We start from the raw sequence: 18,275 nt of genomic DNA, 5'->3' as shown, positions 1-18,275 counted from the left end.
CGGGCGATGACTGCCGCAGACGTGCCTGAGGTGATGGCCCTGGAACGCCAGCTCTTCCCGCATGACGCCTGGCCCGAACGGTTCCTTTACGACGAGCTCGCCCAGGCTGAGCCCGCCGTTGCCGCGCATCGGGCCACCCGGAAGTACTGGGTCGCTGAGCAGGACCAGCACGACGCCGCTCCCGTCCCCGATGCCGCCCCGAGCGACCCCCAACGCGGCAGCATCCTCGGCTACGCGGGCATGATGTGCGTACTCCCGCTGGCCGATGTGCAGACCCTTGCGGTGGCTCCGCAGGCCCAGGGCGAAGGGTTGGGCAGCCGGCTGCTGGGCCTGATCGAGCAGGAGTCGCGGCGTCGTGGCGCCGAGGATCTCCTGCTGGAGGTGCGCATCGACAACCCCGGCGCCCAGCGGCTCTACCGGCGCAACGGGTTCGAGCAGATCCATCTGCGCCGTAGCTACTACCCCGACGGCGGGGACGCACTGATCATGCGCAAACGGCTGACCGAGCCCGCGGCCGCAGTGGGCGCGGTCGGCAGCGAACAGATCACGGGCGGTGCGTCCCATGGCTGAGCCCCTGGTGCTGGGCATCGAGACCTCCTGCGATGAGACCGGAGTCGGCATTGTCCGCGGCACCCACCTGCTGGCCAATGAGGTGGCCTCCTCGATGGAGGAGCACGTCCGGTTCGGCGGAGTGATACCGGAAATCGCCGCACGGGCCCATCTGGAGTCCTTCACCCCCACCCTGCGCAGAGCTTTGGCCACCGCCGGGGTGCAGCTGAAGGACATTGACGCGATCGCGGTCACCGCAGGTCCGGGATTGGCTGGTGCCCTGATGGTGGGTCTTTCCGCCGCCAAGGGCCTGGCCCTGGCCACCGGCAAGCCGCTCTACGGGATCAACCACCTGGTGGCCCACGTCGCTGTGGGGCTGTTGGAAGGTGGGCATCAGGGCACCTCCCGGACCGAAAGGAGTACTGGGACGGTCGAGTCACCGGTGCTTGCGCCCAATACTGCTGCGCTGCTGGTCTCCGGGGGGCATACCGAGATCCTGCGGGTCGGTTCGCTCACCGATGATGTGGAACTGATCGGCTCCACCATCGACGACGCCGCAGGAGAGGCCTACGACAAAACCGCCCGGCTGCTGGGGCTGGGCTACCCCGGCGGCCCGGCCATCGACCAAGCAGCCAAGAAGGGCGATCCGACAGCCTTCCGCTTTCCCCGCGGGCTGACCATGCCCAAGTTCGAGGGCACCGCGGAGAACCCCGGTAAGCACCGGCACAACTGGTCCTTCTCCGGGCTGAAGACCGCAGTGGCCCGCGCTGCCGAGCAGTTCCAGGCTCAGGGGCTGGCGGTCCCCACCGCTGATATCGCGGCCAGCTTCCAGGAGGCCGTGGTGGATGTGCTGACCTCCAAGGCAGTGCGGGCCTGTCAGGAGCACGGTCTGACCAGTCTGCTGCTCGGCGGGGGAGTGGCCGCCAACTCCCGACTGCGCGAACTGCTGGCCCAGCGCTGCGCGACCGCCGGCATCACGCTGAGAGTCCCACCGATTCCGCTGTGCACCGACAACGGTGCCATGGTGGCTGCGCTGGGAGCACAGTTAGTCGGTGCCGGTGCGCCGGCGTCGTCGTTGGCAATCCCCGCCGACTCCAGCCTCCAGGCCAGCCGCATCTTGATCTGATCCGGGCCTGGGCCCTCTCCTTGCTGTTCGTTGGCCCCGTATGACGATGAAGATGGCCATTTTCGCCCCAAAACGTCGTCGTAAGTGGCCACCGAACATGAGGGATATGGGTGAGAGTCAACCGTTGATGCTGGTCCGGGTCAGCGCCGCGGAGTCCAACACCACCTGGCGCAGGTCGCCGTCGTGGGTCTCGGCCACCTTCTTCTGCCGCTGGTAGCCGGCCCCCTTGTCCATCATGGTCTCCAGGTAGCCCAGCTCCTCAGCGCAGCCGAGCTGCTCAGCCACCGGTGCCAGCCGCTGAAGCTCACCGGCCAGGTGATCGGTCACCAGCTCCTCATCGCCCTCCTCATTGAGGATGATGATCGCATCCATCCCGTAGCGGGCCGCCCGCCACTTATTCTCCTTCACGTACCAGGGCGGCATGGAGGTGACCTTCCCGCCGCCCTCCAGATGCTGGACGGTGTCCTCCACCAGGCACTGGGCCAGGGCAGCGATAGCACCGATCTCCTCCAAGGTGGCCACCCCGTCGCAGATGCGCAGCTCCACAGTGCCCAGCCGCGGCACAGCCCGGACATCCCAGCGGACCTCGGTGACATCGTGGATCACCCCGGTGTGCTCCAGATCAGCCACGGCCCGCTCATATCCGGACCATTCCTCGAATTGGTAGGACTGCCCAGCGGTGGGCAGCTGCTGGAACATCAGTGCACGGTTGGAGGCGTAGCCGGTGTCCTCGCCGGACCAGTAGGGGGAGGAGGCCGAAAGCGCCTGGAAGTGTGCGTTGTAGTTGCACAGCGCGTTGACCACCGGCATCGCATACTTCACATCCTCCAGTCCCACATGCACATGGATGCCGTAGATGACCATCTGCCGACCCCACCACTGGGTGCGCCGGATCAGCTCGTTGTAGCGCTCCTTATCAGTGACCGGCTGCTTGGTGGGCGGAGCGAAAGGGTGGGAGCCCTGGCAGTAGAGGTCCACATCCAGGGGCTCACAGTGCTTCATCACGTTCCGGGCGGTCTCGCGCAGCTGCTCCACACCCGCCTCCACCGTGGTGCAGACATCGGTGACCAGCTCCACGGTGTTCAGCAGCAGCTCCTGCTTCACATAGGGATGTTCCTCATCGCCGGAGAGTTCAGGATGTTCGGTCCGGGTGGCCTCCAGGATCCGTTCGGCCACACTCCGCAGATCGCCGGTCTGCCGGTCCACCAGGGCCAGCTCCCATTCGATGCCCAGCGTAGAGCGCTGTGACTCAGCAAACGGCAATCCCATGAGATTCTCCTTGTCAGAACGGTTTCAGTGCAACTACGCGCCCCTTCCGCCACTGCCCGGCACCGCATGCGCGTCCTACTGCGTCTCCGTCAGTCACAAATGCTTCCGGCATTTGCTTCTTCCGTCGCTTTGCTAACCACTCCATGCAGCACCTGCTCGCGACGGCGTCGAACTGGCAGGCACGCTCGATAACACTATCGGCACTAGTCTGAACAATTCCTGCAGGCTCGCTTGACGCTTACCTCCGTGCCGAGACCTTACCCTTATGTAGATGTTCCGATACACCCGTTTCTTGGTCTCCTTCGCCCTGGTTAGTGCTCTGCTGCTGACCTCCTGCGGGGGAGGAGATCACGACGACGCCGGCTCATCCGATACCGGTGAGCCGGGCTCTGAGAGCACAGGGCTGAGTGAGGAAGAGGTGGCCGAACAGGAGCGTGCTGAGGCAGAGGCCGCCAGAGCGGAAGCAGTTCAGGAGCAGGAGCAGGCGCTGGCCGGGCCAGGCGAGGACCACCGGGAGTTTGCCGCTGAACTGGTGGCGGAGATGAGTGTGGCTGAACGTGCAGGCCAGGTGATCATCGGCGAGTACCAGGGCACAGATGTGGATTCCGCGGTGGCGCTCATTGAGGAGCATCATCTGGCCGGGGTGATCCTGATGGGGCACAACATTCCCGGCGGCGAGAACTCTGTGGATGTGGAGGCGCTCGCTGAGCAGATCAGTGTCCTCTCCGGGGCTGGTGGTGAGGGCCGTGCCGTGCCGCCGATCATCTCGGTGGACCAGGAGGGCGGACTGGTCACCAGGGTGGGATCCCCGATGACCGAATGGCCTACCCCTATGGCGCTGGGTGCGGTGCACCACGGCAGCGACGGACTGTTCAGCTCTGGTCAGGTGCACCGGCTGATGGCTGCGGATCTGGCTGAGCTGGGATTCACCGTCACCTTTGCCCCCAACGCCGATGTCACCATCGGCAGCTCTGATCCCACCATGGGCTCACGAACCTTCGGCTCCGACCCGGAGACAGTGGGGTCCCTGGCCATCCAGGGACTGCGCGGCCTTGCCGACGCCGGGGTCGCTGGATCAGCCAAGCATTTCCCCGGCCACGGTTCGGTGACAGAGGATTCCCACCACAGCCTGCCCATACAGCAGGCCACCCTGGAGGAGCTGCGCGAGCGTGACTGGTTGCCCTTTGCAGAGGTGATCCAGGCTGGTGCGCCCATGGTGATGATGGGCCATCTCGAGGTGCCGGCCTTGGAGGCTGGGGTGCCGTCCTCTTTGTCCCCAGCCGCCTATGCCGAGATCCGCGAGATGGGCCATGATGGAGTCATCGTCACCGATGCGCTGAATATGGCGGCGATCGCGCATCACTACGGCGGGGACCAGGCTGTGGTCACTGCCTTAGACGCCGGGGCGGACCTGATCCTGATGCCGGCCAGCGCACCGGGGGCGCATGCGGCGATCATTGCCGCGGTGGAGTCCGGGGATCTGGAGGAGACTCGGCTCAATGAGGCTGCCGAACGAGTGGTGGCCTTGGTGCTCTGGCAGCAGGCACTGTCCGCTGGGGAGCTCGCCGCAGGCCCTGGGGCGGAGACCCCGGAGGAGCTGGCAGGCCGAATGATCTATGGCCCCGTGGAGCTGGACTCAGATTCACATCCCGACGATACAGCCCAGGGGGAGGATGCCCAGGAGCGGGAAGCTGACAGCGGGCCCCTGGAGGAGCTCACCGCCCCAGAGCTCGCGGAGCAGGTGGCTGCCCAGGCGGTCACCTTGGTGGAGGGTCAGTGTCAGGCTGAGCTGGTCACTGAGGCGATCCAGATCCAGGGTGGCACCCAGCAGGATCGTGACCGGCTGGCCGCCGCAGCGCAGCAGGCCGGACTGCAGACCGGCTGGGGCCCGGTGATCACTCTGCTGGGCGGCACCACCCCGAGCACGGGCGACGTCGTAGTTTCTCTGGACCGGCCCGAGGGGCTGGCCGACTCCTCAGCGGAGACCAAGATCGGGCTCTACGGCCGGACGCCGGAGTCCTTCGCTGCCCTGGTGGAGGTGCTCACCGGCGCAGAAGCCCCCGGAGCGCTCCCGGTAGAAGTGGGCAGCTTCCCGGCCGGCCACTCCGCCTGCTGAGCCCGTGGGGTGCAGCCGCCTATGATGCGTACCAGTCTGACCGGGCTGCGCCCCTTGGGTGCTCTACTCCGCAGTGATGGTGTCCGTGTGGTCTGAGTCTTTCCACTCCAGTTCTAGGGTGACGGGGCGCTCGGTGACCTCGCCCGGTATTTCGATGATGTGCTCGGTGGGTGCGTAGTCGGCGGTACAGGGCCCGTCCTGGTGCGGGTTGTGCAGTTCCACGGCCAGGGTGCCGGCGTCGGTGGCCTCGACCTCGGTGACCTCATCGGGGCAGGTGGAACTGCCGTAGGTGACCAGCTCCAGGGTGTCCTCATCGAGGATCTCTGCCCGGGTTTCCAGCTCTGGTTCTTCAGGTGGTGGGTCCTCATCGGGTAGTTCGTTCCCGGTGGGGTCGTTTGTTGGGGGCGACGGCTCTGCCTGCTCAGGTTCAGTGGTCTCTGGCTCTGCGCCGCAGGCAGTGACTGTGGCCGCAAAGATCAGTACGACGACGCCGCGTCCGGTCCTGTTCCGCATCCCTCCAGTGTGCCAGTATCGGCCTCACCGCCCAAGCGTTATGACGCCAGCTAGTTGTCGGTGATGGTCTCAGCAAGCTCGACAGTCTGCCTGGTCCACGCCGGGCACAAAACGCCACTTCGTGCCGATCAGCTGGCAGGCCTCTCCACCACGGCGATGCTCTCCGAATGAGGCAGCAAGAAGGCTGCGCTCACCGCCAACGGTCTTCTACCGGCGATAGAAACCGGATGTAGAATCCAGGATGTGGCCTTTGACCAGCGCCGGATAGCCGGTTTCGCGAAGCTGCTCCGCGGAGCTCTGGCTGCCCTGGTGGCTGTAGGCTCAGCCGCCCTGGGGCACACCGCCGCCGGGCACCACGCCCCGCACCCATTGGTAGTCCTGCTGGCACTGTGCATCAGCATCCCGGTGTGCGTTCAGCTCTCCGGGGTCATGCTCAGTCGCATGCGCCTGGCCGCAGCAGTGCTGAGCAGCCAGATCCTGCTGCACGGGCTCTTCGCGCTCTTTCCCGCCTCATCCACCGGGCATTCCGCCCTGTCCGCTGACTCCTCCGCTCACCACGGGGAGCCGCTGATCCTGCCAGTGCGCGAACAGGGAGTCTCCTACGAGGTGGCGGTGCCCCCCAGCGTTGTGGAGGCCACCCAGGATTCCGCGCACAGCGTGGCAAGCCAGACCGATGCCTCGATGATCGCCGCACACTTAGTGGCCGCAGTCTTCGCCTACGCACTGCTGCGCGGCGGCGAGACCCTGCTCTGCGGGATCGCCGAACGCCTGAGCATCACCCCGGTGCTCATCCTGCTGAGATCCCAGCCGGCCGCGCACACTGCACCGCGCCGGATCACCCTTACCTCGCCCCCGGAGAACTGCCAGGACGCCTGGCCCGGCGCCGGCCCCCGCAGCCTGCGCGGCCCGCCTGCCCTCGTGAAGTAGCCGCAGACACCGCTGCGCCTAAGTCGCAGCACAAACCTTCACGAGAACGAAAGACCTCTTAACATGCACACTGCTTCATCCGCCCCTGTCCGCCTGCGCCTGGCCGCACTGAGTGGTACCGCCGCACTGGTCCTTGCAACACTCACCGCAGCTCCAGCCCAGGCCCACGACACCCTGATCAGCTCCAGCCCAGAGGAGGGCGAAGTCCTCACTCAGCCGCCTGTCGAGGTGGTGCTCGAGTTCTCCGGCTCCGGACTGACCACCGGGGACGCCATCACCAACGACATCTGGGTGCTCGACTCCGAGGAGGAGAACTGGGCCTCCGAGGATCCCGCCGAGGTGGAGGGCTCCACCATGCGCACCGAGATCCCAGAACCGTTGCCCAACGGGGAGTATGAGGTCGCTTACCGGGTGGTCTACTCCGATGGGCACAGTGAGGAGCACAGCTTCAGCTTCGAGGTGGACTTACCCCTGACGGAGGATGAGTCCGGCACCCAGACTCCTGAGGTAGAGGTGATCGAGGAAGACACTGAGGCTCCGGCAGCAGCGGAGCCTGAACTGACCCAGGAAGAGTCTCCAGTGACGATGGTCGATTCCGAGGACGATGAGGACTCCGGCGGCTGGGGCGGGATCATCGGCTGGGGCCTGCTGGCAGCTGCCGTCCTGGCCCTGGCGGCTGTAGGCGGCTACGCCGTGAGCCGTCGCCGTCGCCAGTAGTCTTCTGCGGATCAGCTCAGGGGCTCGACCACCGCAGCCAGACGGCGATCGCCCAACCGGGTGATCACCAGCACGGCACGGGTGGCCGGGCCCCGGGGCTTCTTCTTGGGCAGGATCTGGGCGCGCAGCTGCTCAGGCACCACGTCCACCCCGCGCTTCTTGATCTCCACGCTGGTGATTCCCTGCTCGGTGCACCAGCGCTTGAGCCGCTTGGCCGAAAAGTCCATGACCTCGACCACGCGATACCCGCGTGCAAGAGATGAGCCGACGGCGTCGTCGGTTGTGAGGTAGGCGATGCGCTCATCGAGCAGTCGGCCACCCATCTGCTCGCACAGCTCTGACACCAGTCCGGCGCGGATCACGGCGGGGTCCGGCTCCCACAGGATGCCGGCCAGCCCTTCCGCACCGGCGGGACTCAGCTCAGTCCCCTCACCGAAGTCGGTGACTGAGGTGAGTTCGGCGGCACTGACTGTGCTGGCGGTGTTCGTGCTGTCGTGCTTACTCTCCTGAGTCGCCTGCCTGCATCTCGGACAATCCTCAGTGGCCTCGGACATTGCGCCGCAAGCGTCACATTTCGCTCGGCTCAGTCGGACGTTGTTTCCTGCAGACAGCATGGTGGCGGCGCGGCGGACCATCCTGCCTTCGGAATCCCGGCGGGCCAGGGCGTTGAACCAGAGCGTGACTTCCACCAGCTGGCCGTCCACCGAGGTCCACTCGGCCTCGCAGTCTGCCGGGATGAGCTCGTGCGGGATGCCCGGCCCCAGCTTGACCCCCAGCGGGGCACCGGTGGCGGCCAGCTCGGTGGCAAAGCTCAGCGGGGGCGAGAACTGCTCCGGGTCCCAGAGCCGGGAGCGCTCGTTCCGCCGCGCCGGATCCAGCCAAAGCCCCCAGCTCCCCACTTTCTCCGTCGAGTGCATGATCTGTGCAGCATTTCTACCCGATTCAGCCCCAGAGTGCTGCACAAAGTATGCACTCAGGACCTCGAGATGCTCCGCGGCCCAGTCCTCGGCGGTGGAGTGCACCACCTGCGCCTCCGGGAAGGGGCGCAGGTTCAGATAGGCCGCCGCGGCAGTGGTCTCATCCGCCTCCACCGCGGTGACTGCCAATCCCGCCGAGGCGAAGGCCAAGGAGTCCGCTCCCAGCCCGCAGCCCAGATCAGCCACCCGCCGCACGCCTGCCTCGCGGAACCTCCGGGCATGGCGGGCTGCCACCGGCAGCCTGGTGGACTGCTGCAGCCCTGCTTCAGTGAACAGCATCCGGGCCGCGAACTCACCAAACTTGGTCTTGGCCCGAGCGCGCAGTCGCAGCTGGGTCAGCACCGCCGCCACAGTCTCCGCCGGCCAGCCCTGCTTGCGCAGCGTGATGTTCATCTCATCTGCACCCTGCCGCCTGTACTCCGGCAGTGAGTTCAGCAGCTCCCAGGTCTCCGGGGAGAGCAAGGGCCTGATCGGGTCGGGGATGGCACCGGGCACCCCTCCACGCTAACCCAGAGAGCAATGAAACAGTCGCGTAACACAACGCTGGGGCCTTGCGTAGGATTAGTTGACACTGTAGTTTCATATCCGCTTAGGACAGGCTAAGTTGAATAACGCTTAGGAAGGTACCCCTTCAATGACACTCGACACCATCACTGCGGAGGCGAAGAAGCCCCGAACCCTCCGTTTCCTCTCCGTGGCGGCGATCGCTGCCCTGGCGCTGACCGCCTGCAACGGCGAGAACGACGACGCCGACAACGGTGACAACGACGCAGAGACTTCCGAGAACGGAGCCGACGAGGACGAAGGCGGCGCTGAGGCCGCCGGCGGCACCGGTACCATCACCATTGAGGACGACCACGGCACACATGAGTTCAACCTGGACGAGGTCGACTCCATCGTGGCCACCGACAACCGCTCCTTCCGCACCTTGGAGGAGTTCGGCGTGGAGCTCTCTGCCGCCCCACTGGGACTGGCCCGTGAGACCAGCTACGGCGAGGCTGACATCCCCGACCTCGGCTCCCACCGCGAGCCCGATTTCGAGGCGCTGATCGCCGCCGAACCCGATCTGGTGATCAACGGCCAGCGCTTCGGCCAGTTCCATGAGGAGATCCAGAGCTACGCCCCCGAGGCCGTGGTGCTCCAGTTCGACGAGGGTGTCAACAACCCCGACACCTTCATCGAGGGCCTGATCGAAAAGACCGAGGCACTCGGTGAGATCTTCGGTGAGCAGGAGGCCGCCCAGGGCCTCATCGACGAACTCAACGCTGAGGTCGAGCGCGCACAAGCTGCCTACGACGGCGAAGAAAGCGTGCTCGGCGTGCTGACTACCGGCGGTGTCATAAACTACGCGGCACCAGGCACCGGCCGCTCGGTGGGTCCGGTCTTCCCCGCCCTGGATCTGGTCCCCGCCCTGGAGGACGAGGCAGAGGATGAGGCCCACGGCGACGATATCTCGGTGGAGGCCATCGCCGAGTCCAACCCGGACTGGATCATCGTGATGGACCGCGATGCGATGAACTCAGATGAGCCTGACTACCAGGCAGCTGCTGAGCTGATCGAGGACTCACCAGCCCTGCAGGAGGTCACTGCAGTGCAGGAGGATCAGATCATCTATGCGCCCAACAACATGTACCTCACCGAGGACATCCAGGCCTACATCGAGTTCTTCGGCGATATCGCAGACGCCTTCGAGGCCGCACAGTAAGAACCTGCTGAGCACCTGCTCCGGCTGAGCGAGGCGGGGGACTGGACTTTGCCCAGTGCCCCGTCTCGCTTAGCATGAACTTAACGCAATTAGCGCACTTACTCGTTCTCAATCCCCCGGAAGCATCCATGACCACCAGCCTGCGCCAGGACATCGCCTACACCACCCGCGATGTCATGGTCGAGGACCGCGGAGCTCGGCGGCGCAGACTGTGGACCCCGGCCTTTGCCATCGCCATCCTGATTGTGCTGGGCCTGCTGGTGCTCTCCCTGCTGACCGGCCAGTTCGACATCTTCCGCGACGAGGACAGCTTCTGGATGTTCTGGGTGACACGGGTCCCGCGCACTATCGCCCTTGTGCTGGCCGGTGCCTCGATGGCCATGTGTGGGATCATCATGCAGCTGCTGACCCAAAACCGATTCGTGGAGCCGACTACCACCGGCACCACCGAATGGGCCGGCCTCGGGCTCATCCTGGTCATGCTGCTCTTCCCCACTGCCAGCCTGTTCGCCCGGATGTCCGGAGCAGTCACCATGGCGTTCATCGGGACCATGATCTTCTTCCTGTTCCTGCGCCGAGTCTCGCTGAAATCCAGTCTGATCGTGCCGATCATCGGCATCATGCTCGGGGCGGTGGTCAGCTCCTTCACCACCTACCTGGCGCTGGTCACCGACCAGCTGCAGAACCTGGGCATCTGGTTCGCCGGCTCCTTCACCCGGGTCATTGAGGGCCGCTATGAGCTGATGTGGATCGTCCTGGGGGTCACCGTGCTGGTGTTCGTAGTCGCTGACCAGTTCACCGTGGCCGGGCTCGGCAAGGACATGGCCACCAACGTCGGCCTGAACTACACCTTCGTGCTGTTCATGGGCACCGCCATGGTCGCCGTCGCCACCGGGGTCACCGCCACTGTGGTGGGCACCCTGCCGTTCCTTGGCCTGGTGGTGCCTAATATTGTTGCGCTCTTCCGCGGTGACGACCTGCGCTCCAACCTGCCCTGGGTCTGCCTGACCGGCATCGCGGTGGTGACTGTCTGTGACTTGATCGGCCGCACCATCCGAGCTCCCTTCGAAATCCCCGTCGGGCTGGTGCTGGGCCTGGTGGGCGGCGTCGTCTTTGTCGGCCTGCTGCTGCGCCAGCGCAAGAAAGGCGGTTTGGTCACATGACACTAGAAAAACAGCGTGAGGTCCGCGAACTAGCCAGCCCTACCCGCCCGGTCACCGCTGAGACCCGCCCGCCTGCCCCCAAGCGGCGGCGCACTGGTCCGCTGACCGGCAAGAAGCACATCCGCAACTACGTGATCGCCATGGTGGTGCTGGGTGCGCTGTCGATCTTCTTCACCGTGGCGATCATGAGCTGGAACAACCCGATGCCCTTCGGCTCGGACGGCTACTGGATGATCGCCGGAATGCGCCGGGACTCCCTGCTGACCATCGCAGTGGTGGCACTGTGCCACGCAATGGCCACCATCGCCTTCCAGACCGCCACCAACAACCGGATCATCACTCCGGGCATCATGGGCTTCGGCAGTCTCTACACCGCCATCCAGACCGGATTCGTCTACGTCTTCGGCATGGCCGGAGTGACCATGCTGGTCGGGGTTCCGCAGTTCTTCCTGCAGATGATCATCATGCTGATCCTCGCCACTGCGCTCTACACCTGGCTGCTTTCGGGCAAGTTCTCCAATATTCACATCATGCTGCTGGTCGGGGTGGTGATCGGCGGGACCCTGGGCTCACTGTCCAACTTCATGCAGCGGATGCTCACCCCCTCTGAATTCGACGTGCTCACTGCCCGGCTGTTCGGCAACATCTCCAACGCCCGCGCTGAATACCTGCCCTACGCCATCCCGATCGCGCTGGCTGTCACCCTGGTGCTCTGGCTGTGGGCGCCCAAGCTGAACGTGATCTCCCTGGGCAAGACCACCTCCATGAACCTCGGGCTGAACCACAAGCGGGAGCTGATCAAGCTGCTGATGCTGGTCTCCATCCTCATCTCCATGGCCACCGCACTCGTAGGGCCGATGATGTTCCTCGGCTTCCTCACTGCGATCCTGGCCTACCAGTTCGCCGACACCTACAGCCACCGGCTGCTGTTCCCGATGGCCTTCCTGTTCGGCTACTGCATCCTGACCGGCAGCTACTTCATCCTGCGCCATGTATGGGACGCCGCCGGCGCGGTGACCATCATCGTGGAACTGATCGGCGGCCTGGTCTTCCTGATCTTCATCCTCAGAAAGGGGCGCCTGTGAGCATCACCCTGACCGATGTCCAGAAGGACTATAACTCCGGGGCGTCCAAGGACACCGTGCAGATCGGTCCGGTCACCACCGAGATCGAATCCGGTGGCATTACCGCCTTGGTAGGCCCCAACGGAGCCGGGAAATCCACCATCCTGACCATGATCGGCAGGCTGCTGGACATCGACACCGGGCAGATCACCGTGGCCGGGCACGACGTCGTCAGTACCCCCTCCAAAGCCATCGCCAAGATCCTCTCGGTGCTGCGGCAGGAGAACCACTTCGTCACCCGGCTCACCGTGCGGCAGTTGGTGGGCTTCGGCCGGTTCCCGCACTCCGGCGGCCGACTGACCCTGGGCGATGAGCGCTACATCTCCGAGGCCATCGACTTCCTGGACCTCACCGAGCTGGAGAACCGCTACCTGGACCAGCTCTCCGGCGGCCAGCGGCAGCGCGCCTATGTGGCCATGGTGCTGGCACAGCAGACCGACTATGTGCTGCTTGACGAGCCGCTGAACAACCTGGACATGCAGCATGCGGTGCAGATGATGAAGCAGCTGCGCGCCGCCGCCGACGAACTGGGCCGCACTATTGTGATCGTGCTGCATGACATCAACTTTGCCGCCCACTACTCGGATAAGATCCTGGCGATGAAGCACGGTCAGGTGGTCAAGCACGGCACTCCGGCCGAGATCATGCAGAATCACGTGCTCTCCGAGATCTTCAACACCGACGTCCAGGTCATCGATGGCCCCAACGGCCACCTGGCCGTCTACTACTGATCAATCGTTGTTCTCTGCGTCAATGGAGAGGCCTCGCGAGCCCGCTGGTCCTAGGGGTCGAATGGATCGGTCGGTTCGAGTTAATTTGGCGGCATCGCGAACCCTGGTGGGGAGAGGTTTGACACCCGACCGATGAGGACCAGATAGGGACTTCTTGGGGCTTTCGCCGCGCCAGTGTCGACGGTGGTTCCTCACCGTGCTCCCAAGGGAACCTCGGCCAGGGAGGTGTAGAGCGGGGCACCGGACTTGCCCCCGCCCAGCTCAGAGCGCATCAGATGGGCGGTATCCGTAGTCCACACCGGGCCTTCGTAGACGGCCAGCGCCTCAGCGTGTGCCCGGATCTGTGGCTCACCCTTCCGCCTGTCCCGGGTGCGGGCCAGGGTGACATGAGCACGACGCCGCTCCCGGGCAGTCGGCAGATCAGGATTACGGGCATACTCCGCACCCACCCCCTCCACCCGGCGCATCAGGTCGATCAGAGGGCTGGAGCCGTTGGAGTGTTCGGACGCGGTCTGCTCCTGCACCCCTACCCAAAGGGTGCGTCCGGTGAAGACTCCGGCGCCCCGGAGCCGCAGCTCCAGCGGGGAGACGTCTACGAGTTCGTTCTGCAGACGGGCAGCCAAGTCCTCGGCCGCACCGGCAGGGACCTCCCCGTAGAACGCCAGAGTGATATGCCGGGCTGAAGGCTGTACCCAGCGCAGTGCGGGACGGCCGTATCCGGTGATCTCTGTGGGGACGGCGTCGTTGACGGAATTTACAGCCCATCCCAGGTGAGTATTGACGTGGTCAGGCAGCATAAACCCCACAAACAACCGCATACCCTTCACCAACACCGCCAGCACCCCCACCCATTCCGCAGGCGTATCTCGTCGAAGCCAGCTAAGGATGACAGCCTCAGGATAAAAGTTGATGGCCTTCTGAAGGCTGGGTCAGTCGGCGGGTCGTGCCTCCAAGAGGCGGCCGCTGTCGGTGGCGATCCAGATGGCCCCGTCGGGAGCTTCGGCCAGGGCGCGGATGCGGTCTCCCATATCCCATTCGTCCACCTGCTCGGCATCCACACCGTCAAGCTCCACCCGCACCAGGTTCTGGCCGGAGAGCCCGCCCAGAAGTGCGCTGCTCTGCCAGCCGGTGAACAGCTCACCCTGGTAGATCAACAGGTTGCCCGGTGAGATCGCTGGCACCCAGTGGGCCCGCGGAGCCTCGAACTCATCATCATCGGAATGGTCCGGAATCTCCTCGCCGCTGTAATGCACACCCATGGAAACCTCCGGCCAGCCGTAATTTGCGCCCTCCACCAGCAGATTCAGCTCATCGCCGCCCTCCGGTCCCATCTCCGAGGACCACAGGTTGCCCTCTGAGTCCACTGCGATCCCCAACGGGTTGCGGTGTCCCACTGTCCAGAACTCATCGGCGGGGGCGGCCTGGTCTTCCAACGGGTTACCCGGAGCCGGCTCCCCGTCCAGAGTCAGCCGGACAACAGTGCCCAGATTATTGGCCATATCCTGAGCAGGCTCCAGCTCCTGCCGATCCCCGGAAGTGACGAAGAGATGATCGTCATGGATCACCATACGCAGCGAGTAGTGGCCGTTCCCGCTAGCAGGATCCTGCTCCCAGATCACCTCGAGATGCTCCAGCGAAGGCTCCTCAGCATTGAGCTGAGCACGCCCGACCACGCCCTGCCGACCGTCATCGGTTGTCTGCACCCAGCTGAGGTATACAGTCTGGTCCTGCTCAAAGCTGGGGCCGGCTATGACATCATGCATACCGCCCTGCCCGGCGGAGTCCACCTCCGGTGCGTCACTGACTTCCTGGATCTCCTCGGTCTCCTGGTCGCGCAGCTGAAGGGCACCGGTGCGCTCGGTGATCAGCAGATACTCGGTGCCAGGCAGGAACTCCATGGCCCATGGTGAGCTGAGTTCAGCCTGCTCAGTGATGGTGATCCCGGTGACGGGGGCGGCGTCGTTCTCCTCCGGATCTTCAGTGTCCGGCTGCTCCCCGGTGGCCGGTTCTTCTGTGGGATCCGCGGTGTCCTCGCCGTTTTCGGAGTCGATCGGCCCAATAGTCTCCTGCTCGGATGAGTCCCCGGCGCAGCCGGCCACCAGAAGTGCCGCAGCCGCCGTGCAGCTCAGTATCCGTCGCATACTTTCTCACCGTACCAGGGGCTCGCTGGGTCTCCTCGGCCGTTGCGAGCTCAGGCGAAGAGGAGCCAGAAAACGGTAGCAGCGCTGGCCAGGGTGACAACCAGGAAGAACAGCAGCCAGACCGCGGCCGGCAGCGGAAGGAAACGCCAGGCGCGGGCCGCCTGGGCGGCATCAGTCCCTGCCACCTCCGCCCGGGAGCGCCGCCGAGCGGTCAGGTGCACCCGCCAGACATCCAGGGTGCCGCGCACCCCGGCCAGGGCGTAGAATACCCCGAGCGCCACCACCGTATAGCCCACCGTCTGCGGGTCGTTGTGCCACCAGATCACCCCGGTGGCCAGCGCTGCCAGCAGGCAGGAGACGATCCCCACGAAATTCCGGGAGAGCAGCAGGGCCAGCAGCAGAATCACCTGGTACACAGTCAGTGCGGCCCCTGAGTGGCCGGCCGCGCCCAGCCAGACCAGCCCCGCCGCCAGCAGCCCGGGAGCCGGATACCCGGCCAGGAAGGTCAGCAGCAGGCCCGGCCCCTGTGGCTTCCCGCGCGAGACGGTCACTCCGGAGGTGTCGCTGTGCAGCTTGATCCCGGAGACCCTGCGCCCGCAGAGCAGAGCGGCGAAGACGTGCCCCATCTCATGGATGATGGTCGAAGCCTGCCGGGCCGCCCGCCACACCTGTGGAACAGCGGTGAGCACAACCACTGCTGCGGTGATCAGCAGCACCGCCTCCGGCTCAGGAGAGGCCTCCACGCCCCAGCGTTCGACTACGGCGTCGAAGGTGTCCTGGACTGTTTCATTCACGGCAGTCGATAGTAGTCGGAGTGGCTTGGAACCTCAGTCGGTGTGGGGTAGTTGCGCACAGTTGATCTCGTGCGGCACATCACAGTAGTCTCACATGTTGAGATGGCTGCTGGGGCAGTGTGGGGATAATCTGCCGGCACTCTAAGATTCTCGAGTTTGCCCCGGTCTCCACCGGGATGCCACTGCCTCAACTGCCTTATGACGAAAGTCCTTCAATGTCCACCACAGCTGATACCGCTGTCGCCCCGGCGCCGGAGCCAGAGAACCCGAATAAGCATGACGAGATCGCCGATGAGAATCTCACGGTGCCGCGCCGCCGGATCATCGGTGCCTCACTGATCGGCACCACCATTGAGTTCTACGACTTCTACATCTTTGCCACTGCAGCGGCCTCCATCTTCCCGCTGCTGTTCTTCTACGGCGATGATAATGACCTCGGCCGCTCCCTGCTGCTGTCGATGACCACCTTCGGTGTGGCCTTCGTGGCCCGCCCCCTGGGTGCGATCGTTTTCGGCCACTACGGGGACAAGATCGGCCGTAAGGTCACCCTGGTCGGTGCGCTGCTGGTGATGGGCATCGCCACTGTACTCATCGGTTTCCTGCCCACCTATCACCAGATCGGCATGTGGGCCCCGGCCATGCTCACCGTGCTGCGCTTCTGCCAGGGCCTGGGTCTGGGCGGGGAATGGTCCGGGGCCGCCCTGCTGGCCTCCGAGACTGCACGGCCGGGCAAACGCGCCCAGGCGGCCATGTGGCCCCAGCTCGGTGCGCCTTTCGGATTCATCCTGGCCAATGGGCTGTTCCTGCTGCTGGCCGTCTCCTTCAGCTTCAACCTGGCCGATGTGGGCAATATGCCGTTCGAAGAGGCCCTGGCCCACCCGTTCCTGGTGTGGGGCTGGCGGATCCCGTTCATCGCCTCGCTGATCATGATCGCCGTGGGCCTCTACGTGCGGCTGCGCATCGAGGAGACCCCGGTCTTCGCCAAAGCCCTGGAGAACAAGGAGAAGGTCAAAGCGCCGGTGGGCGAAGTCTTCCGCAAGAACTGGTGGGAGATCATCCTTGGCACCTTCATCATGCTGGCCACCTACGGGCTCTTCTACATCATGACCACCTGGATCGCCACCTATGTGGTCCAGCCGGAATCGGTGGGCTCACTGGGCTACGACTACCAGACCTTCCTGATGCTGCAGGTGATCTCCATTGTGCTCTTCGCCGTGTTCATCCCGGTGGCTGGCCGACTGGCTGATGCCTTCGGCCGCCGCCGGATGTTGATGGGCACCACTGCTGCAATCATCGTCTTCGGGCTGAGCTTCGGCTGGTTCATCGGTGCTGAGCAGCTGGGCACCGGGGAGGACCTCAATGTCTGGCAGCTCTTCGCCTTCCTGTGTGTGGGCATGGCACTGATGGGCCTGACCTTCGGCCCGATGTCGGCTTATCTACCCGAGCTGTTCCCCACCAACACCCGCTACACCGGCTCTGGAGTGGCCTATAACTTCTCCTCCATCCTGGGCGCTGCGCTCACCCCCTTCGTAGCCACCTGGCTTGTGCAGAACTACGGCGTAGGCGCGGTGGGCCTCTACCTGGTCTTCCTATCCGCCCTGACCATGATCAGCCTTATCCTCTCCCCGGAGACCAGTCAGAAGTCGCTCTACACCGAAGGTACTGAGTAGGCCTCCGGCCAGGGATAGCATGGCGGGATGAGCAGCGAAGAGAACGACGCCGCGGAGACTGGCCAGCCCCAGAAGCCGGGCCAGTCGGAGGAGTCACACTGGATGGCCGCGCTGCGCAACGCCGCCCTGGTGGCGGTGGTGCTGGGCATGGTCTGGCTGCTGTTCAATGTGGATCTTCCCCCGGCGGAGGAGCTGCAGGAGACCATCGAAGGCTTCGGCTGGGCGGCCTGGTTCGTCTTCGCCGGGCTCTACGCTGTGGTGGCCCTGACCCCGATCCCAGTGACCATTATGGCCATGACCGGCGGCTTCCTCTTCGGTGTTGTCATCGGCAGTGTGCTCTCAGTGATCGGTGCCTTTTTGGGCGCCTGGGGTGCCTACTGGCTGGCCCGCGGACTGGGCAAGAAGACCGTACTGCGGATGCTGGGCCGACACCGGCCGCGAGTGGAGGAGCACCTCACCAGCGCCGGTTTCGAGGCGGTCTGTATGCTGCGGCTGATGCCCGGAGTGCCCTACTGGCCGGTGAACTACGGGGCCGGTGCCTTCGGGGTGCGCACAGCGGTCTACGTGCCCGCCAGCCTGCTCTCCATCATTCCCGGCCAGGTCTCGCTGGTGGCAGTGGGGGCCTTCATTGCCGAACCGGGCATTATGACCGGGGTGCCGGTACTGCTGGCCTGGGGCGTCGTCGTACTCTTAACGATCACCGCCTACCGCCGTTGGCGCAGCGCCCGGCTGCACTGAGCGTCGCGGAGCCGG

Annotated in this window: 17 protein-coding genes; 11 read left to right on the top strand and 6 right to left on the bottom strand. The window is 64.9% G+C overall.

Features of this window, described 5'->3' with window-relative positions; translation table 11 throughout:
* The first annotated feature begins 6 nt into the window (after positions 1 to 6).
* Entirely contained in the window at positions 7 to 570 is a 564-nt protein-coding gene (rimI, locus tag F0311_RS12680; RefSeq protein WP_317982616.1) for a ribosomal protein S18-alanine N-acetyltransferase, read from the top strand.
* Complete coding sequence (tsaD, locus tag F0311_RS12675) at positions 563 to 1,675, top strand: tRNA (adenosine(37)-N6)-threonylcarbamoyltransferase complex transferase subunit TsaD (protein WP_150462286.1); 1,113 nt, start codon at positions 563 to 565, stop codon at positions 1,673 to 1,675. The genes rimI and tsaD overlap by 8 nt, the downstream gene beginning before the upstream one ends.
* A gap of 117 nt (positions 1,676 to 1,792) precedes the next feature.
* On the opposite strand, the gene F0311_RS12670 is transcribed toward tsaD, so the two are convergent.
* Complete coding sequence (locus F0311_RS12670; protein ID WP_150462285.1) at positions 1,793 to 2,944, bottom strand: glutamate--cysteine ligase; 1,152 nt, start codon at positions 2,942 to 2,944, stop codon at positions 1,793 to 1,795.
* A gap of 271 nt (positions 2,945 to 3,215) precedes the next feature.
* On the opposite strand from F0311_RS12670, the gene F0311_RS12665 reads away from it, so the two are divergent.
* On the top strand, positions 3,216 to 5,060 hold the full coding sequence (locus F0311_RS12665; protein WP_223881318.1) for a glycoside hydrolase family 3 protein: 1,845 nt from the start codon (positions 3,216 to 3,218) through the stop codon (positions 5,058 to 5,060).
* A gap of 63 nt (positions 5,061 to 5,123) precedes the next feature.
* On the opposite strand, the gene F0311_RS12660 is transcribed toward F0311_RS12665, so the two are convergent.
* The gene (locus F0311_RS12660) at positions 5,124 to 5,573 is read right to left on the bottom strand and encodes a hypothetical protein (protein WP_150462284.1); all 450 of its coding nucleotides are present in this window, start codon (positions 5,571 to 5,573) and stop codon (positions 5,124 to 5,126) included.
* A gap of 243 nt (positions 5,574 to 5,816) precedes the next feature.
* Between F0311_RS12660 and F0311_RS12655 the strand changes: the two genes are divergently transcribed.
* Together F0311_RS12655 and F0311_RS12650 are read left to right on the top strand one after the other, a co-directional pair.
* Positions 5,817 to 6,500, top strand: coding sequence for a hypothetical protein (locus tag F0311_RS12655; protein ID WP_150462283.1), 684 nt, complete (start codon positions 5,817 to 5,819; stop codon positions 6,498 to 6,500).
* A gap of 63 nt (positions 6,501 to 6,563) precedes the next feature.
* Positions 6,564 to 7,217 carry a copper resistance CopC family protein gene (locus tag F0311_RS12650; RefSeq protein ID WP_150462282.1) on the top strand — a complete coding sequence of 218 codons (654 nt, stop codon included), beginning with the start codon at positions 6,564 to 6,566 and terminating at the stop codon, positions 7,215 to 7,217.
* A gap of 11 nt (positions 7,218 to 7,228) precedes the next feature.
* Here F0311_RS12650 and F0311_RS12645 read toward each other — a convergent pair whose 3' ends face one another.
* Positions 7,229 to 8,689 carry a class I SAM-dependent methyltransferase gene (locus F0311_RS12645; protein ID WP_223881317.1) on the bottom strand — a complete coding sequence of 487 codons (1,461 nt, stop codon included), beginning with the start codon at positions 8,687 to 8,689 and terminating at the stop codon, positions 7,229 to 7,231.
* A 139-nt stretch (positions 8,690 to 8,828) separates the two neighbouring features.
* On the opposite strand from F0311_RS12645, the gene F0311_RS12640 reads away from it, so the two are divergent.
* The 4 genes from F0311_RS12640 (at position 8,829) to F0311_RS12625 (ending at position 12,917) form a co-directional block, all read left to right on the top strand.
* Positions 8,829 to 9,899 carry a siderophore ABC transporter substrate-binding protein gene (locus F0311_RS12640; RefSeq protein ID WP_150462281.1) on the top strand — a complete coding sequence of 357 codons (1,071 nt, stop codon included), beginning with the start codon at positions 8,829 to 8,831 and terminating at the stop codon, positions 9,897 to 9,899.
* A gap of 176 nt (positions 9,900 to 10,075) precedes the next feature.
* Positions 10,076 to 11,062, top strand: a complete 987-nt coding sequence (locus F0311_RS12635; protein WP_150462333.1) for an ABC transporter permease — start codon at positions 10,076 to 10,078, stop codon at positions 11,060 to 11,062.
* On the top strand, positions 11,059 to 12,147 hold the full coding sequence (locus F0311_RS12630) for an iron chelate uptake ABC transporter family permease subunit (protein WP_150462280.1): 1,089 nt from the start codon (positions 11,059 to 11,061) through the stop codon (positions 12,145 to 12,147). Before F0311_RS12635 ends, F0311_RS12630 begins: the two co-directional genes overlap by 4 nt.
* Positions 12,144 to 12,917 (top strand): ABC transporter ATP-binding protein, encoded by a 774-nt coding sequence (locus F0311_RS12625; RefSeq protein WP_396897442.1) that lies wholly within the window; start codon positions 12,144 to 12,146, stop codon positions 12,915 to 12,917. The genes F0311_RS12630 and F0311_RS12625 overlap by 4 nt, the downstream gene beginning before the upstream one ends.
* Positions 12,918 to 13,108: 191 nt before the next feature.
* Here the strand turns inward: F0311_RS12625 and thpR are convergent, their stop codons facing one another.
* The 3 genes from thpR to F0311_RS12610 all read right to left on the bottom strand — a co-directional run bounded on the left by thpR (position 13,109) and on the right by F0311_RS12610 (position 15,852).
* The gene (gene thpR, locus F0311_RS12620; protein ID WP_150462278.1) at positions 13,109 to 13,735 is read right to left on the bottom strand and encodes an RNA 2',3'-cyclic phosphodiesterase; all 627 of its coding nucleotides are present in this window, start codon (positions 13,733 to 13,735) and stop codon (positions 13,109 to 13,111) included.
* 111 nt (positions 13,736 to 13,846) lie between these two features.
* The gene (locus F0311_RS12615) at positions 13,847 to 15,058 is read right to left on the bottom strand and encodes a PQQ-dependent sugar dehydrogenase (RefSeq protein WP_150462277.1); all 1,212 of its coding nucleotides are present in this window, start codon (positions 15,056 to 15,058) and stop codon (positions 13,847 to 13,849) included.
* Positions 15,059 to 15,108: 50 nt separating this feature from the next.
* A complete protein-coding gene (locus F0311_RS12610; protein WP_150462276.1) occupies positions 15,109 to 15,852 on the bottom strand; it encodes a M50 family metallopeptidase in 744 nt (247 codons plus the stop codon).
* A 215-nt stretch (positions 15,853 to 16,067) separates the two neighbouring features.
* Between F0311_RS12610 and F0311_RS12605 the strand changes: the two genes are divergently transcribed.
* Positions 16,068 to 17,522 (top strand): MFS transporter, encoded by a 1,455-nt coding sequence (locus F0311_RS12605; protein ID WP_150462275.1) that lies wholly within the window; start codon positions 16,068 to 16,070, stop codon positions 17,520 to 17,522.
* A 27-nt stretch (positions 17,523 to 17,549) separates the two neighbouring features.
* Complete coding sequence (locus F0311_RS12600; protein ID WP_150462274.1) at positions 17,550 to 18,260, top strand: TVP38/TMEM64 family protein; 711 nt, start codon at positions 17,550 to 17,552, stop codon at positions 18,258 to 18,260.
* The last annotated feature ends 15 nt before the right edge of the window (positions 18,261 to 18,275 follow it).

The sequence above is a fragment of the Nesterenkonia ebinurensis genome (assembly GCF_008711175.1).
Taxonomy (GTDB): domain Bacteria; phylum Actinomycetota; class Actinomycetes; order Actinomycetales; family Micrococcaceae; genus Nesterenkonia; species Nesterenkonia ebinurensis.
The sequence above is the reverse complement of the archived record's forward strand: the minus strand, read 5'-3'. Positions and strand labels throughout refer to the sequence as shown.

Bases quoted from the DNA above. Each gene is read 5' to 3' on its own strand.
- rimI (WP_317982616.1), top strand. From the start codon at position 7: ATGACTGCCGCAGACGTGCCTGAGGTGATGGCCCTGGAACGCCAGCTC.
- tsaD (WP_150462286.1), top strand. From the start codon at position 563: ATGGCTGAGCCCCTGGTGCTGGGCATCGAGACCTCCTGCGATGAGACC.
- F0311_RS12670 (WP_150462285.1), bottom strand. From the start codon at position 2,944: ATGGGATTGCCGTTTGCTGAGTCACAGCGCTCTACGCTGGGCATCGAA.
- F0311_RS12665 (WP_223881318.1), top strand. From the start codon at position 3,216: ATGTTCCGATACACCCGTTTCTTGGTCTCCTTCGCCCTGGTTAGTGCT.
- F0311_RS12660 (WP_150462284.1), bottom strand. From the start codon at position 5,573: ATGCGGAACAGGACCGGACGCGGCGTCGTCGTACTGATCTTTGCGGCC.
- F0311_RS12650 (WP_150462282.1), top strand. From the start codon at position 6,564: ATGCACACTGCTTCATCCGCCCCTGTCCGCCTGCGCCTGGCCGCACTG.
- F0311_RS12640 (WP_150462281.1), top strand. From the start codon at position 8,829: ATGACACTCGACACCATCACTGCGGAGGCGAAGAAGCCCCGAACCCTC.
- F0311_RS12635 (WP_150462333.1), top strand. From the start codon at position 10,076: ATGGTCGAGGACCGCGGAGCTCGGCGGCGCAGACTGTGGACCCCGGCC.
- F0311_RS12630 (WP_150462280.1), top strand. From the start codon at position 11,059: ATGACACTAGAAAAACAGCGTGAGGTCCGCGAACTAGCCAGCCCTACC.
- thpR (WP_150462278.1), bottom strand. From the start codon at position 13,735: ATGCGGTTGTTTGTGGGGTTTATGCTGCCTGACCACGTCAATACTCAC.
- F0311_RS12615 (WP_150462277.1), bottom strand. From the start codon at position 15,058: ATGCGACGGATACTGAGCTGCACGGCGGCTGCGGCACTTCTGGTGGCC.
- F0311_RS12605 (WP_150462275.1), top strand. From the start codon at position 16,068: ATGTCCACCACAGCTGATACCGCTGTCGCCCCGGCGCCGGAGCCAGAG.
- F0311_RS12600 (WP_150462274.1), top strand. From the start codon at position 17,550: ATGAGCAGCGAAGAGAACGACGCCGCGGAGACTGGCCAGCCCCAGAAG.